The organism is Roseovarius gaetbuli, assembly GCF_900172365.1.
GTDB classification, from domain to species: Bacteria; Pseudomonadota; Alphaproteobacteria; order Rhodobacterales; family Rhodobacteraceae; genus Roseovarius; species Roseovarius gaetbuli.
On sequence record NZ_FWFJ01000001.1, the window covers coordinates 182,015 to 201,269 of the forward strand.

Genomic DNA, 19,255 nt, shown 5'->3' on the forward strand with positions numbered 1-19,255 from the left:
TCAGGCGCGGCGCGCGGCGATCAGATCGTCGCGCAGCGCCGCATACATCTCTTCGGCGCGCGTGATCCGGCCCTTTTTCAGGCTTTTGCTCTCGACCCGGATCAGCGCCTCGCAGCCGATGAAAAACGGCAGCCAAAGCCCGCGCTCGACACTGGTCAGTGCAAAGGCCTCTGCGAAGGCCGCAAGACCCTGTTGATCAACACCAAGGCGGCGCGCGCCCGACGGGATCATGCCCCGCCGTCCCATATGGACCAGAAAGCGCGCGATATCCTTGCAGATCGGCATGCGGGCAGAGCCGCCGATATCAATGCCCGTCAAACGATCCTCGTTTGAAATCAGGTTGTTGGGGTGGAAATCCCCATGACAGATGGCCACCCGCCATTCCTGCGTGGCAAGTGCGGCTTCCATCCGGCGCAGCTCGTCCAGAATCTCGGCCTCGATCTTGCGCAGGCTGGCAAAGGGCTGGGTTGCTGCTGCCCGTTCGGTGCGCGCCAGCCATCCCGCCGCATTGCCCCCCCGCCAGCTTTCGCTGCCTTCGGTATAGTGGCGCAACCATTCGGCGGCGGGTCGAAGATGCTGGGCGCGCTCACTGGGATCGCTTTGCCAGAAATGCTCCAGCAAGGGCGTGCCACTGACATGCTCGATCACCAAAAGACCATGCTCTGGCACATGCAAAAGCGGCTCGGCGACGCGATAGGCCCCGCTGTTCATAAAGGGCCATATCCGCGTCATCTCGCGCCACTCGCGCGTTGTCATATCGCCCTGATCGGGGTCAAACATGCGAAACACCGCGCTGCGACCGTCAAGCGCTCCGGTCATGATCGCGCGCTTTCCCGGCATGACACGCAGCACCTCGCTCACCTCTGCACCAGCGAGATCGGGACAGGCGGCGCGCGCGGCCTCGAAGCGCTGTTGCACGGCATAAAGCGTTTCGGGATCGGGCAGCGGGGCAGGGGGTGGATGGTCGTTCATGCCGCCACTGTCCCGCAGCCGCAAAGGGCCGTCAACCGAATTGCACCCCCGCGCCGACACGGCTATGGTGCTGCGTGAAAAACAAGCAACAGGATGCCCGCAATGCCCGATACTCCCGTATCAGAAATGTCGTTTGAACAGGCGATGAAAGAACTGGAACAGGTAGTCGGGCGGCTGGAGCGTGGCGATGTGGCGCTTGAGGAATCGATCGCGCTTTACGGGCGCGGCGCAGAGCTCAAGAAGCGCTGCGAGGCCAAGTTGAAAGAGGCCGAGGAAAAAGTCGCAGCGATCACGCTTGACGGCGATGGTCAGCCGACCGGCACCACCCCGGTCGAGGGCCTTTGAAGGCGATGAAAACCGGGCTTTCCCAGGATGCAGCCCGCATTCAGGCGCATTTTGACACCGTTCTGACCGCGTTCGGCACCGGCGCCGTGGCGCAAGGCATGGGGTATGCCACGCGCGGCGGCAAACGGATTCGCGGCTTTCTGGTGTTGGAAACCGCGCGCCTGCACGATGTTGACGGCGCGCGCGCGCTCTGGCCCGCCTGCGGCATCGAGGCGCTGCATGCCTATAGCCTTGTGCATGATGACCTGCCGGCGATGGATGACGATGATCTGCGCCGCGGTCAGCCGACGGTGCATGTGAAATGGGACGAGGCGACGGCGGTTCTTGTCGGCGATGCGCTGCAATCGCTGGCCTTCGAGCTTGTCACTCACCCCGAGGGCGCAGAGCGCGCCGATATCCGCGCCGACCTTGCGCTTAGCCTTGCGCGTGCGGCTGGTGGTCAGGGGATGGTGCTTGGCCAGGCTCTTGATATTGCGGCAGAAACTGCACCAATCCCGCTCACGCTTGAGGAGATCACCACCCTGCAGGCGGGCAAGACCGGCGCGCTTATAACCTGGGCCGCCACCGCTGGCGCGCGCATGGGCGCGGGCGATCTTGAGCCGCTGACGCGCTATTCAAAGGCGCTTGGGCTGGCCTTTCAAATCCAGGACGATGTGATTGATGTGACCGGCGATGCCGCCACGGTGGGCAAGGCAGTGGGCAAGGATGCCGCCGCCGGCAAGGCCACCTTTGTGTCGCTTCTCGGGCTTGATGGCGCACGCGCCGAGGCACGCTCGCTTGTTGACGCGGCCTGTGATGCGCTATCTTGCTATGGTGACAAGGCCGACACCTTGCAGCAGCTTGCGCGCTTCGTTATCTCGCGCCAGACTTGATCTTTACCCCGCCAGGAGGGGCCGCAATGCCGAACCGCCCAGACACACCGCTGCTTGATCAGGTCGCCACGCCGGCCGATCTCAAGCGGTTCTCCGATGCCCAGCTGACGCAGGTTGCGCATGAGTTGCGCAGCGAGACGATTTCGGCGGTCTCGGAAACCGGCGGCCATCTTGGCGCGGGGCTTGGCGTGGTCGAGTTGACCGTGGCGCTGCATGCGGTGTTTGATGCGCCGCGCGACAAGATCATCTGGGACGTCAGCCACCAGTGTTACCCCCACAAGATCCTGACCGGGCGGCGCGACCGCATCCGCACCATTCGCCAAAAGGACGGGCTGAGCGGTTTCACCAAGCGCAGCGAGAGCCCCTATGACCCGTTTGGCGCCGCCCATAGCTCGACCTCGATCAGTGCTGCGCTCGGCTTTGCCGTGGCGCGCGATCTTGGCGGCAATTGCCCCACCGGGCATGGCGACGCGATTGCCGTGATCGGCGATGGCGCGATGAGTGCGGGCATGGCGTTTGAGGCGATGAACAATGCCGGCCACCTCAAAAAGCGGCTGATTGTCATTCTCAACGACAACGAAATGTCGATTGCCCCGCCGGTTGGCGCGCTGTCGTCCTACCTCTCGCGGATGTATGCCGGCGAGCCGTTTCAGGAATTCAAGGCCGCAGCCAAGGGCGCGGTATCGCTTTTGCCGCCGCCGTTTCAGGAAGGCGCGCGCCGTGCCAAGGAGATGCTCAAGGGGCTTGCCGTGGGCGGCACCTTGTTTGAGGAGCTTGGCTTTTCCTATGTCGGCCCGATTGACGGTCATGACATGCAACAGCTTTTGCCGGTCCTGCGCACGGTGCGCCAACGCGCCACCGGGCCGATCCTCATTCACGTGCTGACCAAAAAGGGCAAGGGCTATGGCCCGGCGGAATCGGCGCGCGACGGGGGGCACGCAACGGCCAAATTCGACGTTCTGACCGGCAAGCAGGCCAAGGCGCCCTCGAATGCGCCAAGCTATACCCGCGTCTTTGCCGACGCTCTCTTGGCCGAGGCGGCGCGCGACGACAAGATTTGCGCGGTGACGGCGGCGATGCCCGATGGCACCGGTCTTGATCTCTTCGCAAGCCGTCATCCCTCGCGCTGTTTCGACGTTGGCATCGCCGAACAGCACGCGGTGACCTTTTGTGCCGGGCTTGCGGCGGGCGGGCTCAAGCCGTTTTGCGCGCTTTACTCGACGTTCCTGCAACGCGGCTATGATCAGGTCGTGCATGATGTGGCAATCCAACGCCTGCCGGTGCGCTTTGCGATTGATCGCGCAGGGTTGGTCGGGGCTGATGGCGCGACCCATGCGGGCGCGTTTGACACCGCCTTTCTGGCCAACCTGCCGGGCATCGTGGTGATGGCCGCCTCTGACGAGGCCGAGCTTGTGCATATGGTCGCCACCGCCGCCGCGCATGACGAAGGGCCGATTGCATTCCGCTATCCGCGCGGCGAAGGCATGGGCGTCGAGATGCCCGAACGCGGCGAGGTGCTTGAGATCGGCAAAGGCCGGATGATCGCAGAAGGCAGCCGCGTCGCGATCCTGTCCTTTGGCACCCGCCTTGGCGAGGTTCTAAAGGCCGCCGAGGCCCTGCGCGCGCGCGGCATCACGCCCACAATCGCCGACGCGCGCTTTGCCAAGCCGCTGGACGAGGCGATGATCCTTGATCTGGTCGCCAATCACGAGGCGCTGATCACCATCGAAGAAGGCGCCATCGGCGGCTTTGGCAGCCATGTCGCACAGTTACTGGCCGAGCATGGTGTTTTTGATCAGGGCTTCAAGTTCCGTTCCATGGTGCTGCCGGATATCTTCATTGATCAGGCAAGCCCGGCGGATATGTATGCGGTTGCCGGTCTTGGCGCTGCAGAGATTGAGGCCAAGGTGCTTGATGTGCTGGATATCGCCCAAATCGGTGGAAAACGCGCCTGACGCTCCCATATCAAGGGAACCTGATGGTAACATGAGGCCCCGATGGAGGCGAACCGATGATCCGTTTCACCGCATTTATTCTGGCTCTCGGCCTTGCGTTTGGCCCGGCACAGGCCATGGACAGCAGCGCCGGACCCCTCACCGTCACGCGCATGGCGGATCGGCTTGACGAACCTTGGTCTCTCGGGTTTCTGCCGGAGGGCGGCGTGCTGATCACCGAACGCGGGGGGCGGCTTTTGCGGGTGGACGAGACCGGGCGGCAGGCGATCAAAGGCGTGCCCAAGGTGGCGACACGCGGGCAGGGCGGCTTGCTTGACGTTCTCGTGCCGCGCGATTTCGCCCAATCCCGACAGCTCTAATTCACCTACGCCAAATCGCAACCGGGCGGCGAGGGCACGGCGATTGCCCATGCCCGCCTTGCCCCCGGCGCGGATCGCCTGACGGATTGGACCGTGATTTTCGAGCTGACACCGGGCTCATCCGGCGGGCGCCACTTCGGAAGCTGCCTTGTCGAAGCGCGCGACGGCTTGCTTTATGCCAGCATCGGCGAGCGCGGTGATCGCCCCTCTGCGCAGGACCTTTCGCGCGAGAACGGCAGCATCATCCGGATCGCCCGCGACGGCAGCATCCCCGCCGACAACCCCTTCGCCAAAACCCCCGGTGCGCAGCCTGAAATCTGGTCTTACGGCCATCGCAACCCGCAGGGCGCGGCGCTTGATCTGGATGGCGCCCTCTGGGCGGTCGAGCACGGCGCGCGCGGCGGCGACGAGGTAAACCGGATCAAGCCCGGCGCGAATTACGGCTGGCCGGTGATTTCCTATGGCCGCCACTACTCGGGTCTCAAGATCGGCGAAGGCACGGCCAAACCCGGCATGGAGCAACCCGCGCATTACTGGGATCCCTCAATCGCGCCCTCCGGCTTGATGATCTATTCCGTGGCGCTCTGGCCCGAATGGCGCGGGGATTTCTTTGTAGGAAGCCTCAAGTTCGGCTATATCTCGCGCCTCTCAGGCACGCCGCTCAGCGAAGTTGAACAGCTCAAATCCGCAGAGACCAAACGCGTTCGCGACATCCGCGAGGCCCCCGATGGCAGCATCTGGTTTCTCAGTGTCGCAGATGGCGCGGCCTATCGGATCAGCCCCAAATAGGACCAAATCCACCTGTTTCTTCTTGCTTTAAATATCCCGGGGGTGTGGGGGCTGGCCCCCGCAAATGACAGACCGCCTTCAGACTGAAAGCCGCGAGGCCTGAGCGCCGCGTTCGCGGTAAGGGGTGGTGTTGTAATGCGCCCGGTAGCATTTCGAAAAATGCGAGGGCGAGGCAAAGCCACAGGCAAGTGCCACGTTGATCACCGTCATATCGGTCTGCATCAACAGGTTGCGCGCCTTTTGCAGGCGCAGCTCCATGTAATAGCGCTTTGGACTGCGGCTTAGATAGCGGCGAAACAGGCGCTCAAGCTGGCGGGTCGACATGCCGACCTCTTTGGCCAGAACCGAGGGGCTGATCGGCTCTTCGATATTGCTCTCCATCATCTGGATAACCTGGCTTAGCTTGGGATGACGCACGCCGATCCGGGTCGGCACCGACAGGCGCTGTGTGTCCTGATCGGTGCGGATCGAGGAATAGATCAGCTGATCGGCCACCGCATTGGCAAGCTTTTCACCGTGATCATCGGCGATGATATTGAGCATCAGGTCAATCGAAGAGGTGCCCCCCGCCGTGGTCATCCGGTTGCCATCCACCACGAAGACCGATTTGGTCAGGTTCACATCCTCGAACTCTTCGAGAAAGCTGTCGTGATTCTCCCAATGGATCGTGGCGCGCTTGCCATCCAGAAGACCGGCCTTGGCCAGAACATAGGCCGCCGTGCACAGCCCGCCTATCTTGATGCCGCGCCGCGCTTCGCGCCGGACCCAGTTCAGGATACGCTTGGTCGCGGCGGCCTGGACATCCATGCCGCTGCACAACATCACGACATCTTCCCGGTTCAGTTCTGAAAGCGGGAAATCCACATGAAAGCGCGCCCCGGCCGAACATTGCACCGTATCACCGTTCTCGCCGATATCGTCCGTATCACCAGAAATCGCCCAGTCATAAAGCTTGGCCCCTGACATCCGGTTGGCAATGCGCAGACATTCGACCGCCGACGCAAAGCTGAGCAACGAGAAATTATCCAACAACACAAAAACAAAGCGCTTTGCCGTTTTGGGCGCGCTGACTTCGATTTTGGCGGTGTTGGATTTCATGGTCTTCGAATCCCTACGAAACTAGGCTGTTAATCGGGTCTGTCACGAAAACAGCGTTATTGACAAGACATACGGGCGCGAATTGCATGAATTCCTGCAATACCTATATGGTCACTTGGGGGTCGCCTTAGTATAGACGAAACCTAGAATTCGACAAAGCGGAGAAAGACAATGACGCAATGGCACAAATCGGACTGGCGCGCGAAACCGCGGATACAGATGCCAGATTATACCGATGCCGCCGCACTTTCGGCGGCTGAGGCCCGGCTGACGCAGTACCCTCCGCTGGTTTTTGCAGGCGAGGCGCGCCGTCTCAAACAGCAATTGGGCGCGGCTTCGCGCGGCGAGGCGTTCCTGCTTCAGGGCGGCGATTGCGCCGAGAGCTTTGAACAGTTCAGCGCCGATGCGATCCGCGACACCTTCAAGGTGATGCTGCAAATGGCGATGGTTCTGACCTATGGCGCCAAGGTGCCAGTGGTCAAGGTTGGCCGTATGGCCGGGCAATTTGCCAAGCCGCGCTCGGCTCCGACCGAAGTGGTGAACGGTGTCGAGTTGCCAAGCTATCGCGGCGATATCATCAACGATCTGGCCTTCACGCCGGAATCGCGCATTCCCAATCCTGAAAAGATGTTGCAGGCCTATACTCAGGCGGCGGCGACGCTCAACCTGTTGCGCGCCTTTTCGACGGGCGGCTATGCGGATGTGCATCAGGTGCACGCCTGGACCCTTGGATTTACCGAATCCGAGAAGGCCGCCAAGTATCGCGAAATGGCCAATCACATCAGTGATGCGCTTGATTTCATGAAGGCTGCCGGGATTGACAGTGATCGCGCACATACGCTCAAGACCGTCGATTTCTATACCAGCCACGAATCGCTTCTGCTGGAATATGAAGAGGCGCTGACGCGGCTTGATTCGACCTCGGGCAAATGGCTTGCGGGCTCTGGTCACATGCTCTGGATCGGGGATCGCACCCGCCAGCCGGACGGCGCGCATGTGGAATTCCTGAGCGGTGTTCTGAACCCGATTGGCCTTAAATGCGGGCCGACCATGACCAGCGAAGACCTCAAACTGCTTCTGGCCAAGCTCAACCCGAGCAACGAGGCCGGGCGTCTGACCCTGATCGCGCGGTTTGGGGCGGGCAAGGTGGCCGACAACCTGCCGCGTCTGATCAAGACCGTCGAGGAAGAGGGCGCCAATGTGCTCTGGGTATGTGATCCTATGCATGGCAACACGATCAAATCGGCCACCGGATATAAAACCCGGCCGTTTGAATCGGTTCTGCGCGAGGTCCGCGAATTCTTTGGCATCCACAAGGCCGAGGGCACTATTCCCGGCGGTGTGCATTTCGAGATGACCGGTCAGGACGTGACCGAATGCACCGGCGGCATGCGTGCGCTGAGCGACGAAAACCTGAGCGATCGTTATCACACCGCCTGCGATCCGCGCCTGAATGCAAGTCAATCGCTTGAGCTGGCGTTTCTGGTCGCCGAAGAGCTTTCGGCGCTGCGGGTTGAGCGCCAGCAAGCCGAAGCAGGTTAAGAACGCAGTGCAACACCCTGTTTTACATTAAAAAAGGCGGCGCAATGATCATCCCTGCGCCGCCTTTTCCCGTTTGATCCTTGGGTTGGAGGGCCCCCGGATTACTTGACCACCCGAAGGTAGTCGCGCGCCGAACGATGGATCGGCTTTTCAGAAGGCGCACGCGGGCCATCATCCAGACCACCGGGCAGGGCGCGCATGCCGTTGGAGTCGATCCCGGCAACAAGCGGCTCCACATGGCTGTTCACGATCTCGAAGCGGCGCGAGGCGCGGCCAATCTGGCCCTTGCTGACAAAACAGCCGAGCGCGCGCGACACATCGCCCAGATCGCTGCGCAGCGGCAGCATGATCAGAGTGCCGGTCAGTTCCGGGCGCCCGACACCGGCCTTGCTGCGAAGATCAAGGCGGATGGCCGCCGGGCGATCAAACACATCGACCAGTTTAAGCGCGAAGTCATCGCGGTCGGCAGGGGTGATGAAGCTGCTGAGTGGCATGCCGCGCACTTCCATGCCCATGAGATCGCTCAGATGCATGCCCGCGATCCGCAGACGTGTGACACCCGGCGCGATCCGCTCGGCGATAAAGGCGTTGGACAACAGCGGCTCGATCCGGCGCGGGTCGATATCCGACCGGCGCGGCACATCATGGCCCTTGCGCATGCTGTTCCAATAGGCGCGGAAGTCACGCATATGTTCGGCCTGCCGGTCGATTGCACTGCCGGGGCGCGGGGTGACCACTGAACTGATTACGTCGTCCTGCATCTTTCAAAACCTTCTCTGAATGTCATTGTCCGTCTTGTGCGACGGTCACCGGTTTGCCTTAATTCGCATATGACCCACCGTACTGTGACTTTAATTTGACACATTTGTGCCCCGATTTGTCTAAAAATCGTCGCGATTGGTTAACTTCCCCGAAAGGGTTTGGCTCTGCCGGGCGCTTGCCAGCCGCCGGAGCAGTGGCTAGGACAGGGCAGCACCCAATCAAGGAGCCCCCTGCCGATGCTATATTCCATGACCGCCTTTGCCGCCGCCAAAGGAGAGCTTGAGGGCCAAAGCTGGAGCTGTGAAGTGCGCAGTGTGAATAGCAAGGGCCTTGATCTGCGCCTGCGGGTGCCCGATTGGATCGAAGGGCTTGAGGCGGGCCTGCGCGCGCGTCTGAGCAAGGCCGTGACGCGCGGCAATGTCTCGTTGACCCTGCGTGTGCAGAGCGAAGACCGGGGCGGGGCTCTGACCCTTAACGAGGCGGCTCTTGAAGATGTGCTGACGGCGATGGCCGGGATCGAGGCCCGCGCGATGGATCGTGGCCTATCGCTGGCGCCCGCCAATGCAGCCGATATTGTCGGGCTGCGCAATGTGCTTGAAAACGGCGGCAGCGCGCAGGACAGTGGCGCGCTGTGCAAGGTGCTTCTGGCGGATTTCGAGGGCGTGCTGGAGAGCTTTCTTGACATGCGCCGCGCCGAAGGGGCCGCCCTCGCGCAGGTTCTCGGCGCGCAGCTTGACGAGATAGAGGCGCTGACCAAAGAGGCGGCAGAGGTTGCCGTGGCGCGCAAGGACGAGGTTGAGCAGAGCTTTCGCACAGCCCTTGCGCGGGTGATGGAGGCGGCCAGCGGTGCCGATGAGGGCCGAGTCGCGCAAGAGCTTGCGATCATGGCCGTCAAGCTTGACGTGACCGAAGAGATCGACCGCCTGCACGCCCATGTCGGCGCCGCGCGCGACCTGCTGGCTCAGGGCTCGCCGATGGGGCGCAAGCTTGATTTTCTAAGCCAAGAATTCAACCGCGAGGCCAATACGCTTTGCTCCAAGGCGCAGAACACCGGGTTGACGCGCATTGGTTTGGGGCTCAAAACCGTGGTCGACCAGATGCGCGAACAGGTGCAGAATGTGGAATGACCGCCAGCCGCTGTGACCCGTGGGGGCGGTGGATTTGAGTATTTGGGGAACGATGAAAGTCAGAGTGTGATCTCTGTCACGCCAAAGCGGAAAGAGAGTGCAATGAGTGATCGCCGGGGCCTTTTGATTATCCTGTCCTCGCCGTCGGGCGCGGGCAAGTCGACGTTGTCGCGTCGGCTTCGGGCATGGGATCCGACGATTGCGTTTTCGGTCTCGGCCACCACGCGCACGCCGCGAGAAGGCGAGGTTGAGGGGCAGGATTACTTTTTCCTGAGCCAGGATCAGTTCAAGCGCGATGTAGCGGCGGGCGAGATGCTTGAGCATGCACATGTGTTCGGCAATTTCTATGGCTCGCCCAAGGGCGCGGTGCAAAATGCCATCGAGAGCGGGCGCGATGTGTTGTTTGACATCGACTGGCAAGGCGCGCAGCAAATCCGCAATTCGGCGCTTGGCGCGCATACGCTGTCGATCTTTTTGCTGCCGCCCTCGATCGGAGAGTTGCACCGCCGCCTTGAAACGCGGGGGCAGGACAGCGCCGAGGTGATTGCCAAGCGGATGGAGAAAAGCTGGGACGAGATCAGCCATTGGGATGGCTATGATTTCGTGTTGATCAATGACGATCTGGACGTTACCGAGCAAAAGCTGATCACCATTATCGAGGCCACCCGTCTGCGGCGCAGCCAGCAGCCGGGGCTGACCGATCATGTGCGCCAGTTGCAAACCGAGTTTGAGGAGACGAGATGACCCTTTATACGCTTGACGGCCATGCGCCGCAGACCCCCGAAGATGGTGATTTCTGGGTCGCTCCGGATGCCAATGTGATCGGCAATGTCGTGCTTGAGAGCGCGACTTCGGTCTGGTTTGGCGTCACTTTGCGCGGCGACAACGAGGTGATCCATATCGGCGCGGGCAGCAATGTGCAGGAAAACACCATCATGCACACCGACAAGGGCTATCCGCTGAGCATCGGGGCCGGGTGCACGATCGGGCATAAGGCGATGCTGCATGGCTGCACCATCGGCGAGAATTCCCTGATCGGGATGGGCGCGACGGTTCTGAATGGGGCCAAGATCGGCAGGAACTGTCTTATCGGGGCAGGGGCCTTGATCACCGAGGGCAAGGAAATCCCCGATGGCAGCCTTGTGATGGGCGCGCCGGGCAAGGTGATCCGCACGCTGGACGAGGCGGCGATCAATGGTCTCAAGGCCAGTGCCTTGCATTATCAGGACAACATGCGCCGTTTTCGCGCCGGGCTTGTGGCGCTTTGAGCGAGATGCCGGAACAGGGGATTGCCTCGGTTCTGGCGGCGCTTCCGCTGGCGGCAGTTTTGGTGGCCGAGGATGCGCTGATCCTTGGCGCCAATGCCCTGGCCTCTGAGCTTTTGGGGCGCGCGATTGAAGGGCGTCATTTCATGACCGCCCTGCGCCAGCCCGAGGTGATCGACGCCATCGAGGCCACGCTGGCCGATCATCAACCCCGCACCGCCACCTATCAGCAAAGCGATGCCGGGCGCGACAACAGCTTTGCGGTGAGCCTTGGCTTTATCGACATCCCGCCCACGCGCGGTGTGCTGGTGTGTTTCGAGGACACCTCGGAGAAACAGCAGGCAAGCCAAATGCGGCGCGATTTCGTCGCCAATGTCAGCCACGAGTTGCGCACGCCGCTGACCGCGCTGATGGGGTTTATCGAAACCCTTCAGGGGCCTGCGCGGCGCGACGACGTCGCAATCGACCGCTTTCTCGGGATCATGCAATCCGAGGCCGCACGGATGGAGCGGCTGGTGCGCGATCTTCTGTCGCTGAGCCGGGTCGAAAGCGAAGAGCGGGTGCGCGTCAAGGAGCCGGTCGACCTTGGCCGGATCATCGGCTCGGTTCTGCATACGCTGCGCCCCTTGGCCGGGGAAAGCGGATGTGAGATCGTGTTTGATCCGCCCGAGGGCGTGCTGGTGCCCGGCAATTCCGATCAGTTGCAGCAGGTGTTCACAAACCTGATCGAGAACGCCATCAAATATGGCGGCAAGGGCAATGCGATCACCATCACGCTTGACGCGGCGGCGCCCGAAACAAGCCTGCGGGTGCCTGCGGTGATCGCGCGGGTCGCCGATCAGGGGCCGGGAATTGATCCGCTGCATATTCCGCGCCTGACCGAACGGTTCTATCGCGTCGATACGCACCGCTCGCGCGAGATGGGCGGCACCGGGCTTGGCCTTGCCATTGTGAAACACATCATCAATCGCCACCGCGGGCGGCTCCGAATCCAGTCGGTGCCGGGGCAGGGCAGCGAATTTGCCGTGATTCTGCCCCGCTGGAGCGCGCCGGAGTAAGGCGTTTCCCGCCTTGAGCGGACAAAAAATTACCAAAATGGCAGCTGTCATAAAACCGTTACGAAAACGTAACAAAAGCGTAGTCGGAACGCCCTAGCACTGGGCCAGAGGTCGCCAATACGGGCGCCCCCGCACAACCGAACTCAGGAGCAATCCATGTCGCTTTTCAAACTCACCGTTTCCACTCTGGCGCTGTCTGCCATGGCTGTTGGCGCCGCACAGGCGCGTGACGAGATCCGCATTGTCGGCTCGTCCACCGTGTTTCCCTATACCCAGGCTGCGGCCGAGCAATTTGCCAATGTGACCGGCGCGCCCTCGCCGATCGTCGAAGCAACCGGCACCGGCGGCGGCATGAAGATTTTCTGCGCGGGCATCGGCGAAGCGCACCCCGACCTGACCGGTGCCTCGCGCGCCATGAAGGCCTCGGAGTACAAGCTTTGCCAGGACAACGGCGTGACCGATATCACCGAGGCGATGATCGGCTATGACGGCCTGTCAATTGCCATTTCGCGCGATGCGACAAACGACTGGGATCTGAGCCTTGAGCAGGTGTTTCTTTCGCTTGCCGCAGAAATCCCCGGCGATGGCGGCTGGATCGCCAACCCCAACAAGACCTGGGCCGACGTTGATGCAAGCCTGCCGAGCGTTGATATCCTGGCCTATGGCCCGCCGCCCACTTCGGGCACCCGCGACGCCTTTGTCGAGCTGGCGATGCACGCCGGTTGCGAGACCACCCCGCTTATGAAAGCCCTGAAAGAGGCCGACAAGGCCGCGTTCAAGGCCACCCTCAAGGACAAATGCTCGCGCATGCGTCAGGACGGGCCGTTTGTTGAAGCGGGCGAGAACGACAACCTGATCGTGCAGCGCCTGAATGCAGACGAGCATGCCATGGGCATCTTTGGCTATTCGTTCCTTTACGAGAACATGGATACGCTCAAACCCGTCAAGATCGCGGGCGTCGCGCCGAGCGCCGAAACCATCGGTGATTTCTCCTACCCGATCTCCCGCCCGCTCTACTTTTACACAAAGAACGCGCATCGCGGCGTGATCCCGAACTTTCAGGAGTTCATCGAGGAATACATGTCGGATGACGCGATGGAGCCGGGTGGCTATCTGAGCGAGCGTGGCATGGTGGCCCTTCCCGACGATCTGCGCGCGGCAACGCAAGACGCGGTGATCGACGGCGAGAACATGGCGCCGAAAGAGTAAGCGCCAGCAAGACCGCCGCCCGGCCATGTGTCGGGCGGCATCCCTCTGATTTCAAACCGCGAGACTGCCATGACCACATCCGCCTTTGCCTGCCTTCTGGTGTTCTCCCTGATCGGTTATGTCTGGAACCGTCAGGCCGCCACCGCGATCCGCAAAGACGGGGCGCGGTTGCATTCATTGGTCGGCTTTCACGGCGCCTATTCACTTTTGGTGGTGCTGGTTCCGGCGCTTGTTGTCATACTGCTCTGGCTCTTGCTTCAGGGGCCGGTGATTGACGCGCTGCTGAAATCCGGCCTCACCAGCCGTCTTGACGGGCTTGGCACCGGCGAGGTGCAGCTTATCGTGGCCGAGATCAAATCCATCGCGCGCGGGGTTGTCTTTGGCACGCCCGAGCCGTGGAAGGTCGACGCCGCCCAGCATTTGGTGACCCTACAAATGCGCGCCGGTCAGCTCCTCTTGGTGGTGGTCGCGGCGATGTCGCTGGCGCTTGTGGTGGTCAGCCGTCGCAAGGTCAGCGCCGAGTTCCGCGCCCGCCACGGGGTCGAGCGGATCATTTCTGGGCTGATGATCTTTTGCTCGGTGGTGGCGGTTTTCGTGACCATCGGGATTGTCGCCTCGCTGATGTTCGAGACGTCCAAGTTCTTCGCCAAAGTGTCTTTCGTCGAGTTCCTCTTTGGCACCAATTGGGAACCGCAGATTCCGCTGCGTGAAGATCAGGTTGCCGCCGAGGGCGCGTTCGGCTGGTTGCCGGTGATGTTGGGGACGCTGGTGATCACGGTGATCGCGCTTGTGATTGCCGTTCCCGTCGGCCTCATGTCGGCGATCTACCTCAATGAATTCGCGCCGCGCAAGTTTCGCGCCGTGGCCAAGCCGCTTTTGGAAATCCTCGCCGGGGTGCCAACGGTGGTTTACGGCTTTTTCGCCATCCTTGTCGTCGCCCCCGCGATCCGCAATTTCGGCCAGTCGCTTGGGCTTGATGTCTCGCCCAACACCGCACTGGCGGCGGGCGGGGTGATGGGGGTCATGCTGATCCCGTTCATTTCGTCCTTTGCCGATGATGCGCTCTCGGCGGTGCCGCAGAGTTTGCGCGACGGCGCCCTTGGCCTTGGGGCGACACGGGCCGAGATGATGACCGGCGTGCTTTTCCCGGCCGCCATTCCCGGCATTGTCGGCGGTGTACTGCTTGCCGTGAGCCGTGCCATTGGCGAGACGATGATCGTGGTCATGGCCGCCGGCTTGATCGCCAAGATGACGATGAACCCGCTCGATAGCGTGACCACCGTCACCGTTCAGATCGTGACCCTGCTGATTGGCGACACCTCGTTTGACAACCCCAAGACACTGGCCGCCTTTGCCCTTGGGATGATGCTTTTCATCGTCACGCTGATCATCAATATTTTCGCCCTGCGCATCGTGCGCAAGTACCGCGAAGCTTATGACTAAGGAGCCCGCGATGACCGATCTTTCATCCCAGAGCGCACGCAGCCATCTCAACCGGCGCAACCGTCATCAGACGATGATCAAGGGCTTTGGCATGGCCGCCATCGGCTTTGCCGCGCTGATGCTGTTCATTCTGGTCTCGTCGCTGGTCAGCTCTGGCTATAAGGCGTTTACCCAGACCCATGTCACGGTCGAGGTCTTTGTAGACCCGGCCGAGATCAAGCCCGAGCGCCTGCCGCGTGGCGGGTTTGACGATGTGCTTTTGGCCAGCCTCAAGACCTATTTCCCGGAGGTCAGCGGGCGGGCCGATGAAAAGGCGCTTGAGGGGATATTTTCAAACGGTGCGCAATTTACGCTTCGCGACCGGATCGTCGCCGACCCAAGCCTGATCGGGCAGAGCATTACCATTACGGTGCCCACCTCTGATCCCTTCGATCAGCTGGCCAAGGATCTGGTCAAGCGCGACACCCCCGAGGCACAGCGCCGCGTCAGCGACCGTGAAATCGGCTGGTTCGACACGCTGGATAAGGCCGGGGCGATTTCAGAGCCCCTGAACTGGGGATTGATCAGCAATACCGATAGCCGCTTTCCCGAATTGGCCGGCCTCAAGGGCGCGCTCATGGGAAGCTTCTGGGCGCTTCTGGTCTGTTTCGTGATCTCGTTTCCGCTTGGCATCGGCGCGGCGATTTACCTTGAGGAATTCGCGCCGCGCAACCGGCTGAGCGATTTCATCGAGGTCAATATCAACAACCTCGCGGCGGTGCCCTCTGTCGTCTTCGGCCTCTTGGCCCTGGCGGTGTTCATCGGCTGGATGGGCATGCCGCGCTCGGCGCCGCTTGTGGGCGGGATGACGCTGGCGCTCATGACGCTGCCGACGATCATCATCGCGACTCGCGCCGCTCTCAAGGCGGTGCCGCCCTCGATCCGCGAGGCGGCCCTTGGGGTTGGGGCGTCAAAGCATCAGGTGGTGTTTGGCCATGTGCTGCCGCTGGCGATGCCCGGCATCCTTACCGGCACCATCATCGGCCTTGCACAAGCGCTTGGCGAAACCGCGCCGCTTTTGCTGATCGGGATGAACGCCTTTATCACCTCGGCGCCAGATTCGCCGCTCGATAGCGCCACCGCCTTGCCGACCCAGATATTTATCTGGGCCGACAGCCCCGAACGCGGCTTTGTAAGCCGCACCTCCGCCGCCATTCTGGTGTTGTTGACCTTTCTCATCACCATGAACGCCATCGCCATTTATCTGCGCAGCAAGTTCGAGCGAAAATGGTAAAGAAGGACAGACAGATGTTTGATACGCAAACGCCGGAGAAGACCGTGACCAGTGACACCCTCAAATTTACCGCCCGCGATGTGCATGTGTATTATGATGACGCCGAGGCGATCAAAGGCGTCGATGTGGATATTCTCGACAAGACCGTGACCGCCTTTATCGGGCCGTCAGGCTGTGGCAAATCCACCTTCCTGCGCTGTCTCAACCGGATGAATGACACCATTCCGATCTGTCGCGTGACCGGCGATATCCGGCTGGATGGTCAGGACATCTATGACCGCGCGATCGACCCGGTGCAATTGCGCGCCAAGGTCGGCATGGTGTTTCAAAAACCCAATCCGTTCCCCAAGTCGATCTATGACAATGTCGCCTATGGGCCGCGCATTCACGGGCTTGCCAACACCCGCGCCGATCTTGATGTGATCGTTGAGAAATCGCTGCGCCGGGCCGCGCTTTGGGACGAGGCCAAGGACCGGCTCGATTCGCCCGGCACCGGCCTTTCGGGTGGCCAGCAACAGCGGCTTTGCATTGCCCGCGCCGTGGCCACCGCCCCCGAAGTTCTGTTGATGGACGAGCCCTGTTCGGCGCTTGATCCGATTGCCACCGCTCAGGTTGAGGAGCTTATCGACGAGCTGCGTCAGGACTATTCCGTGGTCATCGTCACCCACTCGATGCAACAGGCCGCCCGCGTCAGCCAGAGAACCGCGTTTTTCCACCTTGGCCATCTGGTCGAGTTCGGCGAGACCAGCCATATTTTCACCAATCCCAGCGATGAGCGCACCGAAAGCTACATCACCGGGCGCATCGGTTAAGGACAAAATCCATGTCAAATCAACATATTGCCTCGGCTTTTGACCGCGATCTTGAAACCATTCAGGCCCGGATCATGAAGATGGGTGGGCTGGTGGAACGCGCCATCAGCGACGCCGCCCGCTCGCTTGAAACCCGCGACGAAGAGCTTGCCGAAGAGGTGCGCGGCCGCGACAAGGCGATCGACATCCTCGAAGAAGAGATCAACGAAGAGGCGGCCCGCGTCATCGCCCTGCGCGCGCCCACGGCGGGCGATTTGCGGCTTGTGCTATCGGTGATCAAGATTTCGGCCAACCTTGAGCGGATCGGTGATTATGCCAAGAACATGGCCAAGCGCACCTCGATCCTGGCCCAGATGTCGCCGGTCAACGGCTCGCCCGCGGCGCTGCGCCGGATGGCCCGCGAGGTCGAAGCGATGCTCAAGGATGTGCTTGACGCCTATATCCAACGCGACATCAACCTTGCCCATGAGGTGATGCAGCGCGATCAGGACGTCGATCAGATGTACAACGCGATTTTCCGCGAATTCCTGACCTTCATGATGGAAGACCCGCGCAATATCACCGCCTGCATGCACCTGCATTTCATCGCCAAGAACACCGAGCGGATGGGCGATCACGTCACCTCGATTGCCGAGCAGGTGATTTACCTCGTGTCCGGCGCGATGCCCGACGATCCGCGCCCCAAGGGCGATCAGACCTCGACCAACCCGTCGATTGCACCGACATCCTGAACAGGGAGCCCGCGCCATGGCCACCGATCAGCCCACCGTTCTATTGGTCGAAGACGAACCCGCGCAACGCGAGGTTCTGAGCTATAACCTTGAGGCGGACGGGTTTCGCGTGCTCACCGCCAACAACGGTGAAGAGGCGCTCTTGATCGTCGCCGAAACCCCGCCGGATATCATCGTGCTCGACTGGATGATGCCGAATGTGTCGGGGATCGAGGTTTGTCGTCAACTCAAGACCCGCTCGGAAACCCGCGCCATTCCGATCATCATGCTGTCGGCGCGCTCTGAAGAAGTTGATCTTGTGCGTGGCCTTGAAACCGGCGCCGATGATTACATGGTCAAACCCTATTCGGTGGTCGAGCTTTTGGCACGGGTGCGCGCGCAACTTCGCCGGACACGCCCCGCGACGGTGGGCGAACGGCTTGAATACCAGGATATCGTGCTGGATGCGGAAACTCACCGGGTGACGCGCGCCGATCACGCACTCAAATTGGGGCCGACCGAATTTCGCCTTTTGTCGACCTTCATGGAAAAGCCGGGGCGGGTCTGGTCGCGCGATCAGCTTCTGGATCGGGTCTGGGGGCGAGATATCTATGTCGATACCCGCACCGTTGACGTGCATATTGGGCGGCTGCGCAAGGCGCTTTGCCAATTTGGCGGCGACGATCCGCTGCGCACGGTGCGCGGCGCGGGCTACGCCCTTGGCTAGGCGATTGGCCTATCGGGGCAGGGGGTCTTCATCCTCGGCCTGACCGGCGAGCCAATCGCGAAACTTTTGCAACGCCGGATCGCGCGCGTTGCGCAGGGGCCAGACAAGGTAATAGGCCCCCGGCGTCTGCGCCGCGCCGCCCCAGGCACAGACCAGCCGCCCCGTTGCCAGATCCTGTTCGGCCAGATAATCGGGCAAGAGCGCCACGCCAAGGCCATGCAATGCCGCCTGGGTAATGGTTGAGAATTGGTCATAGATCGTGCCGGTGACCTGCAGGTTTGTCACCCCATGCGCCGCCAGCCAGGCCGCCCAGGCTTGTGGGCGGGTCTCGATATGCAAAAGCGGTAGGGTCAAAAGATCAGCGGCCCCGGTGATGGGCGCCCGCCCGGCCAGAAACTCCGGCGTGCAGACCGGTAAAACAGCCTCGGTCTTGAGCCGCAGCGCCTGTGTTCCGGGCCAATCGGCGTTTCCAAAATGTATAGCGGCATCAAAGGGTTCGCTGGTAAAGTTAAACGGCTTTAGCCGGGTCGAGAGGTTGATCGTCACCTCCGGGTGCAGGCGCGCGAAATCCGCCAGACGCGGCACCAGCCACCGCATGCCAAAGGTCGGCAGAATCGCGAGGGTCAGGCTTCCGCCGACCGGGTTGACCGTGAGTTTGAGCGATGCCTGGGTGATTTGCTGCAAGGCGCCACGGATTTTATCGGCATAATCCGCCGCCTCGGGCGTCAAGGCAAGGCTGCGCCCCTCACGGATGACAAGCGTCACGCCAAGCTGTTCTTCCAATGTTTTCAATTGCCTGCTGACCGCACTTTGAGTTTGCGCCAACTCTTGGGCGACCGCTGTTGCACTGCCAAGGCGATCAAGTGCCTCAAGCGCGCGCAGCGAGGCGATAGACGGCAGGAAGCGGCGCGAGAGGCTCATACTTGCGGTTTACTCA

Annotated in this window: 18 protein-coding genes and 1 pseudogene; 15 read left to right on the forward strand and 4 right to left on the reverse strand. The window is 61.6% G+C overall.

Going from position 1 to position 19,255, the window contains the following annotated elements; all coding sequences use genetic code 11:
* Positions 1-972 carry a phosphotransferase family protein gene (locus tag ROG8370_RS00900; RefSeq protein ID WP_085825201.1) on the reverse strand — a complete coding sequence of 324 codons (972 nt, stop codon included), beginning with the start codon at positions 970-972 and terminating at the stop codon, positions 1-3.
* A 102-nt stretch (positions 973-1,074) separates the two neighbouring features.
* Here ROG8370_RS00900 and ROG8370_RS00905 point away from each other — a divergent pair, with 102 nt between their 5' ends.
* From ROG8370_RS00905 to ROG8370_RS00920, 4 genes and pseudogenes are all read left to right on the forward strand, one after another.
* Positions 1,075-1,317: an exodeoxyribonuclease VII small subunit gene (locus ROG8370_RS00905; protein ID WP_085825202.1), complete on the forward strand. Its 243-nt coding sequence runs from the start codon at positions 1,075-1,077 to the stop codon at positions 1,315-1,317.
* Between the two features lie 5 nt (positions 1,318-1,322).
* On the forward strand, positions 1,323-2,189 hold the full coding sequence (locus ROG8370_RS00910; protein WP_085825203.1) for a polyprenyl synthetase family protein: 867 nt from the start codon (positions 1,323-1,325) through the stop codon (positions 2,187-2,189).
* A gap of 26 nt (positions 2,190-2,215) precedes the next feature.
* The gene (gene dxs, locus ROG8370_RS00915) at positions 2,216-4,144 is read left to right on the forward strand and encodes a 1-deoxy-D-xylulose-5-phosphate synthase (RefSeq protein ID WP_085825204.1); all 1,929 of its coding nucleotides are present in this window, start codon (positions 2,216-2,218) and stop codon (positions 4,142-4,144) included.
* A 56-nt stretch (positions 4,145-4,200) separates the two neighbouring features.
* Positions 4,201-5,292 (forward strand): annotated as a pseudogene (locus tag ROG8370_RS00920) (PQQ-dependent sugar dehydrogenase).
* Between the two features lie 78 nt (positions 5,293-5,370).
* Here ROG8370_RS00920 and ROG8370_RS00925 read toward each other — a convergent pair.
* Positions 5,371-6,390, reverse strand: a complete 1,020-nt coding sequence (locus ROG8370_RS00925) for a GlxA family transcriptional regulator (protein ID WP_085825205.1) — start codon at positions 6,388-6,390, stop codon at positions 5,371-5,373.
* Between the two features lie 171 nt (positions 6,391-6,561).
* On the opposite strand from ROG8370_RS00925, the gene ROG8370_RS00930 reads away from it, so the two are divergent.
* On the forward strand, positions 6,562-7,932 hold the full coding sequence (locus tag ROG8370_RS00930) for a class II 3-deoxy-7-phosphoheptulonate synthase (protein WP_085825206.1): 1,371 nt from the start codon (positions 6,562-6,564) through the stop codon (positions 7,930-7,932).
* A 101-nt stretch (positions 7,933-8,033) separates the two neighbouring features.
* On the opposite strand, the gene ROG8370_RS00935 is transcribed toward ROG8370_RS00930, so the two are convergent.
* Entirely contained in the window at positions 8,034-8,693 is a 660-nt protein-coding gene (locus tag ROG8370_RS00935; RefSeq protein ID WP_085825207.1) for a PAS domain-containing protein, read from the reverse strand.
* Between the two features lie 237 nt (positions 8,694-8,930).
* Here ROG8370_RS00935 and ROG8370_RS00940 point away from each other — a divergent pair, with 237 nt between their 5' ends.
* The 10 genes from ROG8370_RS00940 to phoB all read left to right on the forward strand — a co-directional run bounded on the left by ROG8370_RS00940 (position 8,931) and on the right by phoB (position 18,318).
* A complete protein-coding gene (locus tag ROG8370_RS00940; protein ID WP_170925148.1) occupies positions 8,931-9,821 on the forward strand; it encodes a YicC/YloC family endoribonuclease in 891 nt (296 codons plus the stop codon).
* 102 nt (positions 9,822-9,923) lie between these two features.
* Complete coding sequence (gene gmk, locus ROG8370_RS00945) at positions 9,924-10,565, forward strand: guanylate kinase (protein ID WP_085825209.1); 642 nt, start codon at positions 9,924-9,926, stop codon at positions 10,563-10,565.
* Positions 10,562-11,089: a gamma carbonic anhydrase family protein gene (locus ROG8370_RS00950; RefSeq protein ID WP_085825210.1), complete on the forward strand. Its 528-nt coding sequence runs from the start codon at positions 10,562-10,564 to the stop codon at positions 11,087-11,089. The genes gmk and ROG8370_RS00950 overlap by 4 nt, the downstream gene beginning before the upstream one ends.
* 5 nt (positions 11,090-11,094) lie before the next feature.
* A complete protein-coding gene (locus tag ROG8370_RS00955) occupies positions 11,095-12,144 on the forward strand; it encodes a sensor histidine kinase (protein WP_085825211.1) in 1,050 nt (349 codons plus the stop codon).
* Between the two features lie 156 nt (positions 12,145-12,300).
* Positions 12,301-13,353 carry a substrate-binding domain-containing protein gene (locus tag ROG8370_RS00960; RefSeq protein ID WP_085825212.1) on the forward strand — a complete coding sequence of 351 codons (1,053 nt, stop codon included), beginning with the start codon at positions 12,301-12,303 and terminating at the stop codon, positions 13,351-13,353.
* Between the two features lie 69 nt (positions 13,354-13,422).
* Positions 13,423-14,796: a phosphate ABC transporter permease subunit PstC gene (gene pstC / locus ROG8370_RS00965; RefSeq protein ID WP_085825213.1), complete on the forward strand. Its 1,374-nt coding sequence runs from the start codon at positions 13,423-13,425 to the stop codon at positions 14,794-14,796.
* A 10-nt stretch (positions 14,797-14,806) separates the two neighbouring features.
* The gene (pstA, locus tag ROG8370_RS00970) at positions 14,807-16,069 is read left to right on the forward strand and encodes a phosphate ABC transporter permease PstA (protein WP_085825214.1); all 1,263 of its coding nucleotides are present in this window, start codon (positions 14,807-14,809) and stop codon (positions 16,067-16,069) included.
* Positions 16,070-16,083: 14 nt separating this feature from the next.
* A complete protein-coding gene (gene pstB, locus ROG8370_RS00975; RefSeq protein WP_085825272.1) occupies positions 16,084-16,881 on the forward strand; it encodes a phosphate ABC transporter ATP-binding protein PstB in 798 nt (265 codons plus the stop codon).
* A gap of 11 nt (positions 16,882-16,892) precedes the next feature.
* The gene (gene phoU, locus ROG8370_RS00980; protein ID WP_085825215.1) at positions 16,893-17,612 is read left to right on the forward strand and encodes a phosphate signaling complex protein PhoU; all 720 of its coding nucleotides are present in this window, start codon (positions 16,893-16,895) and stop codon (positions 17,610-17,612) included.
* Positions 17,613-17,628: 16 nt separating this feature from the next.
* On the forward strand, positions 17,629-18,318 hold the full coding sequence (phoB, locus tag ROG8370_RS00985; RefSeq protein WP_085825216.1) for a phosphate regulon transcriptional regulator PhoB: 690 nt from the start codon (positions 17,629-17,631) through the stop codon (positions 18,316-18,318).
* 9 nt (positions 18,319-18,327) lie between these two features.
* On the opposite strand, the gene ROG8370_RS00990 is transcribed toward phoB, so the two are convergent.
* Positions 18,328-19,239: a LysR substrate-binding domain-containing protein gene (locus ROG8370_RS00990; protein WP_085825217.1), complete on the reverse strand. Its 912-nt coding sequence runs from the start codon at positions 19,237-19,239 to the stop codon at positions 18,328-18,330.
* Between the last annotated feature and the right edge of the window lie 16 nt (positions 19,240-19,255).

What these genes read in the sequence shown, in the direction of transcription:
- ROG8370_RS00900 (WP_085825201.1), bottom strand. Translation starts at nt 972, where the DNA reads ATGAACGACCATCCACCCCCTGCCCCGCTGCCCGATCCCGAAACGCTT.
- ROG8370_RS00905 (WP_085825202.1), top strand. Translation starts at nt 1,075, where the DNA reads ATGCCCGATACTCCCGTATCAGAAATGTCGTTTGAACAGGCGATGAAA.
- ROG8370_RS00910 (WP_085825203.1), top strand. Translation starts at nt 1,323, where the DNA reads ATGAAAACCGGGCTTTCCCAGGATGCAGCCCGCATTCAGGCGCATTTT.
- dxs (WP_085825204.1), top strand. Translation starts at nt 2,216, where the DNA reads ATGCCGAACCGCCCAGACACACCGCTGCTTGATCAGGTCGCCACGCCG.
- ROG8370_RS00925 (WP_085825205.1), bottom strand. Translation starts at nt 6,390, where the DNA reads ATGAAATCCAACACCGCCAAAATCGAAGTCAGCGCGCCCAAAACGGCA.
- ROG8370_RS00930 (WP_085825206.1), top strand. Translation starts at nt 6,562, where the DNA reads ATGACGCAATGGCACAAATCGGACTGGCGCGCGAAACCGCGGATACAG.
- ROG8370_RS00935 (WP_085825207.1), bottom strand. Translation starts at nt 8,693, where the DNA reads ATGCAGGACGACGTAATCAGTTCAGTGGTCACCCCGCGCCCCGGCAGT.
- ROG8370_RS00940 (WP_170925148.1), top strand. Translation starts at nt 8,931, where the DNA reads ATGCTATATTCCATGACCGCCTTTGCCGCCGCCAAAGGAGAGCTTGAG.
- gmk (WP_085825209.1), top strand. Translation starts at nt 9,924, where the DNA reads ATGAGTGATCGCCGGGGCCTTTTGATTATCCTGTCCTCGCCGTCGGGC.
- ROG8370_RS00950 (WP_085825210.1), top strand. Translation starts at nt 10,562, where the DNA reads ATGACCCTTTATACGCTTGACGGCCATGCGCCGCAGACCCCCGAAGAT.
- ROG8370_RS00955 (WP_085825211.1), top strand. Translation starts at nt 11,095, where the DNA reads ATGCCGGAACAGGGGATTGCCTCGGTTCTGGCGGCGCTTCCGCTGGCG.
- ROG8370_RS00960 (WP_085825212.1), top strand. Translation starts at nt 12,301, where the DNA reads ATGTCGCTTTTCAAACTCACCGTTTCCACTCTGGCGCTGTCTGCCATG.
- pstC (WP_085825213.1), top strand. Translation starts at nt 13,423, where the DNA reads ATGACCACATCCGCCTTTGCCTGCCTTCTGGTGTTCTCCCTGATCGGT.
- pstA (WP_085825214.1), top strand. Translation starts at nt 14,807, where the DNA reads ATGACCGATCTTTCATCCCAGAGCGCACGCAGCCATCTCAACCGGCGC.
- pstB (WP_085825272.1), top strand. Translation starts at nt 16,084, where the DNA reads ATGTTTGATACGCAAACGCCGGAGAAGACCGTGACCAGTGACACCCTC.
- phoU (WP_085825215.1), top strand. Translation starts at nt 16,893, where the DNA reads ATGTCAAATCAACATATTGCCTCGGCTTTTGACCGCGATCTTGAAACC.
- phoB (WP_085825216.1), top strand. Translation starts at nt 17,629, where the DNA reads ATGGCCACCGATCAGCCCACCGTTCTATTGGTCGAAGACGAACCCGCG.
- ROG8370_RS00990 (WP_085825217.1), bottom strand. Translation starts at nt 19,239, where the DNA reads ATGAGCCTCTCGCGCCGCTTCCTGCCGTCTATCGCCTCGCTGCGCGCG.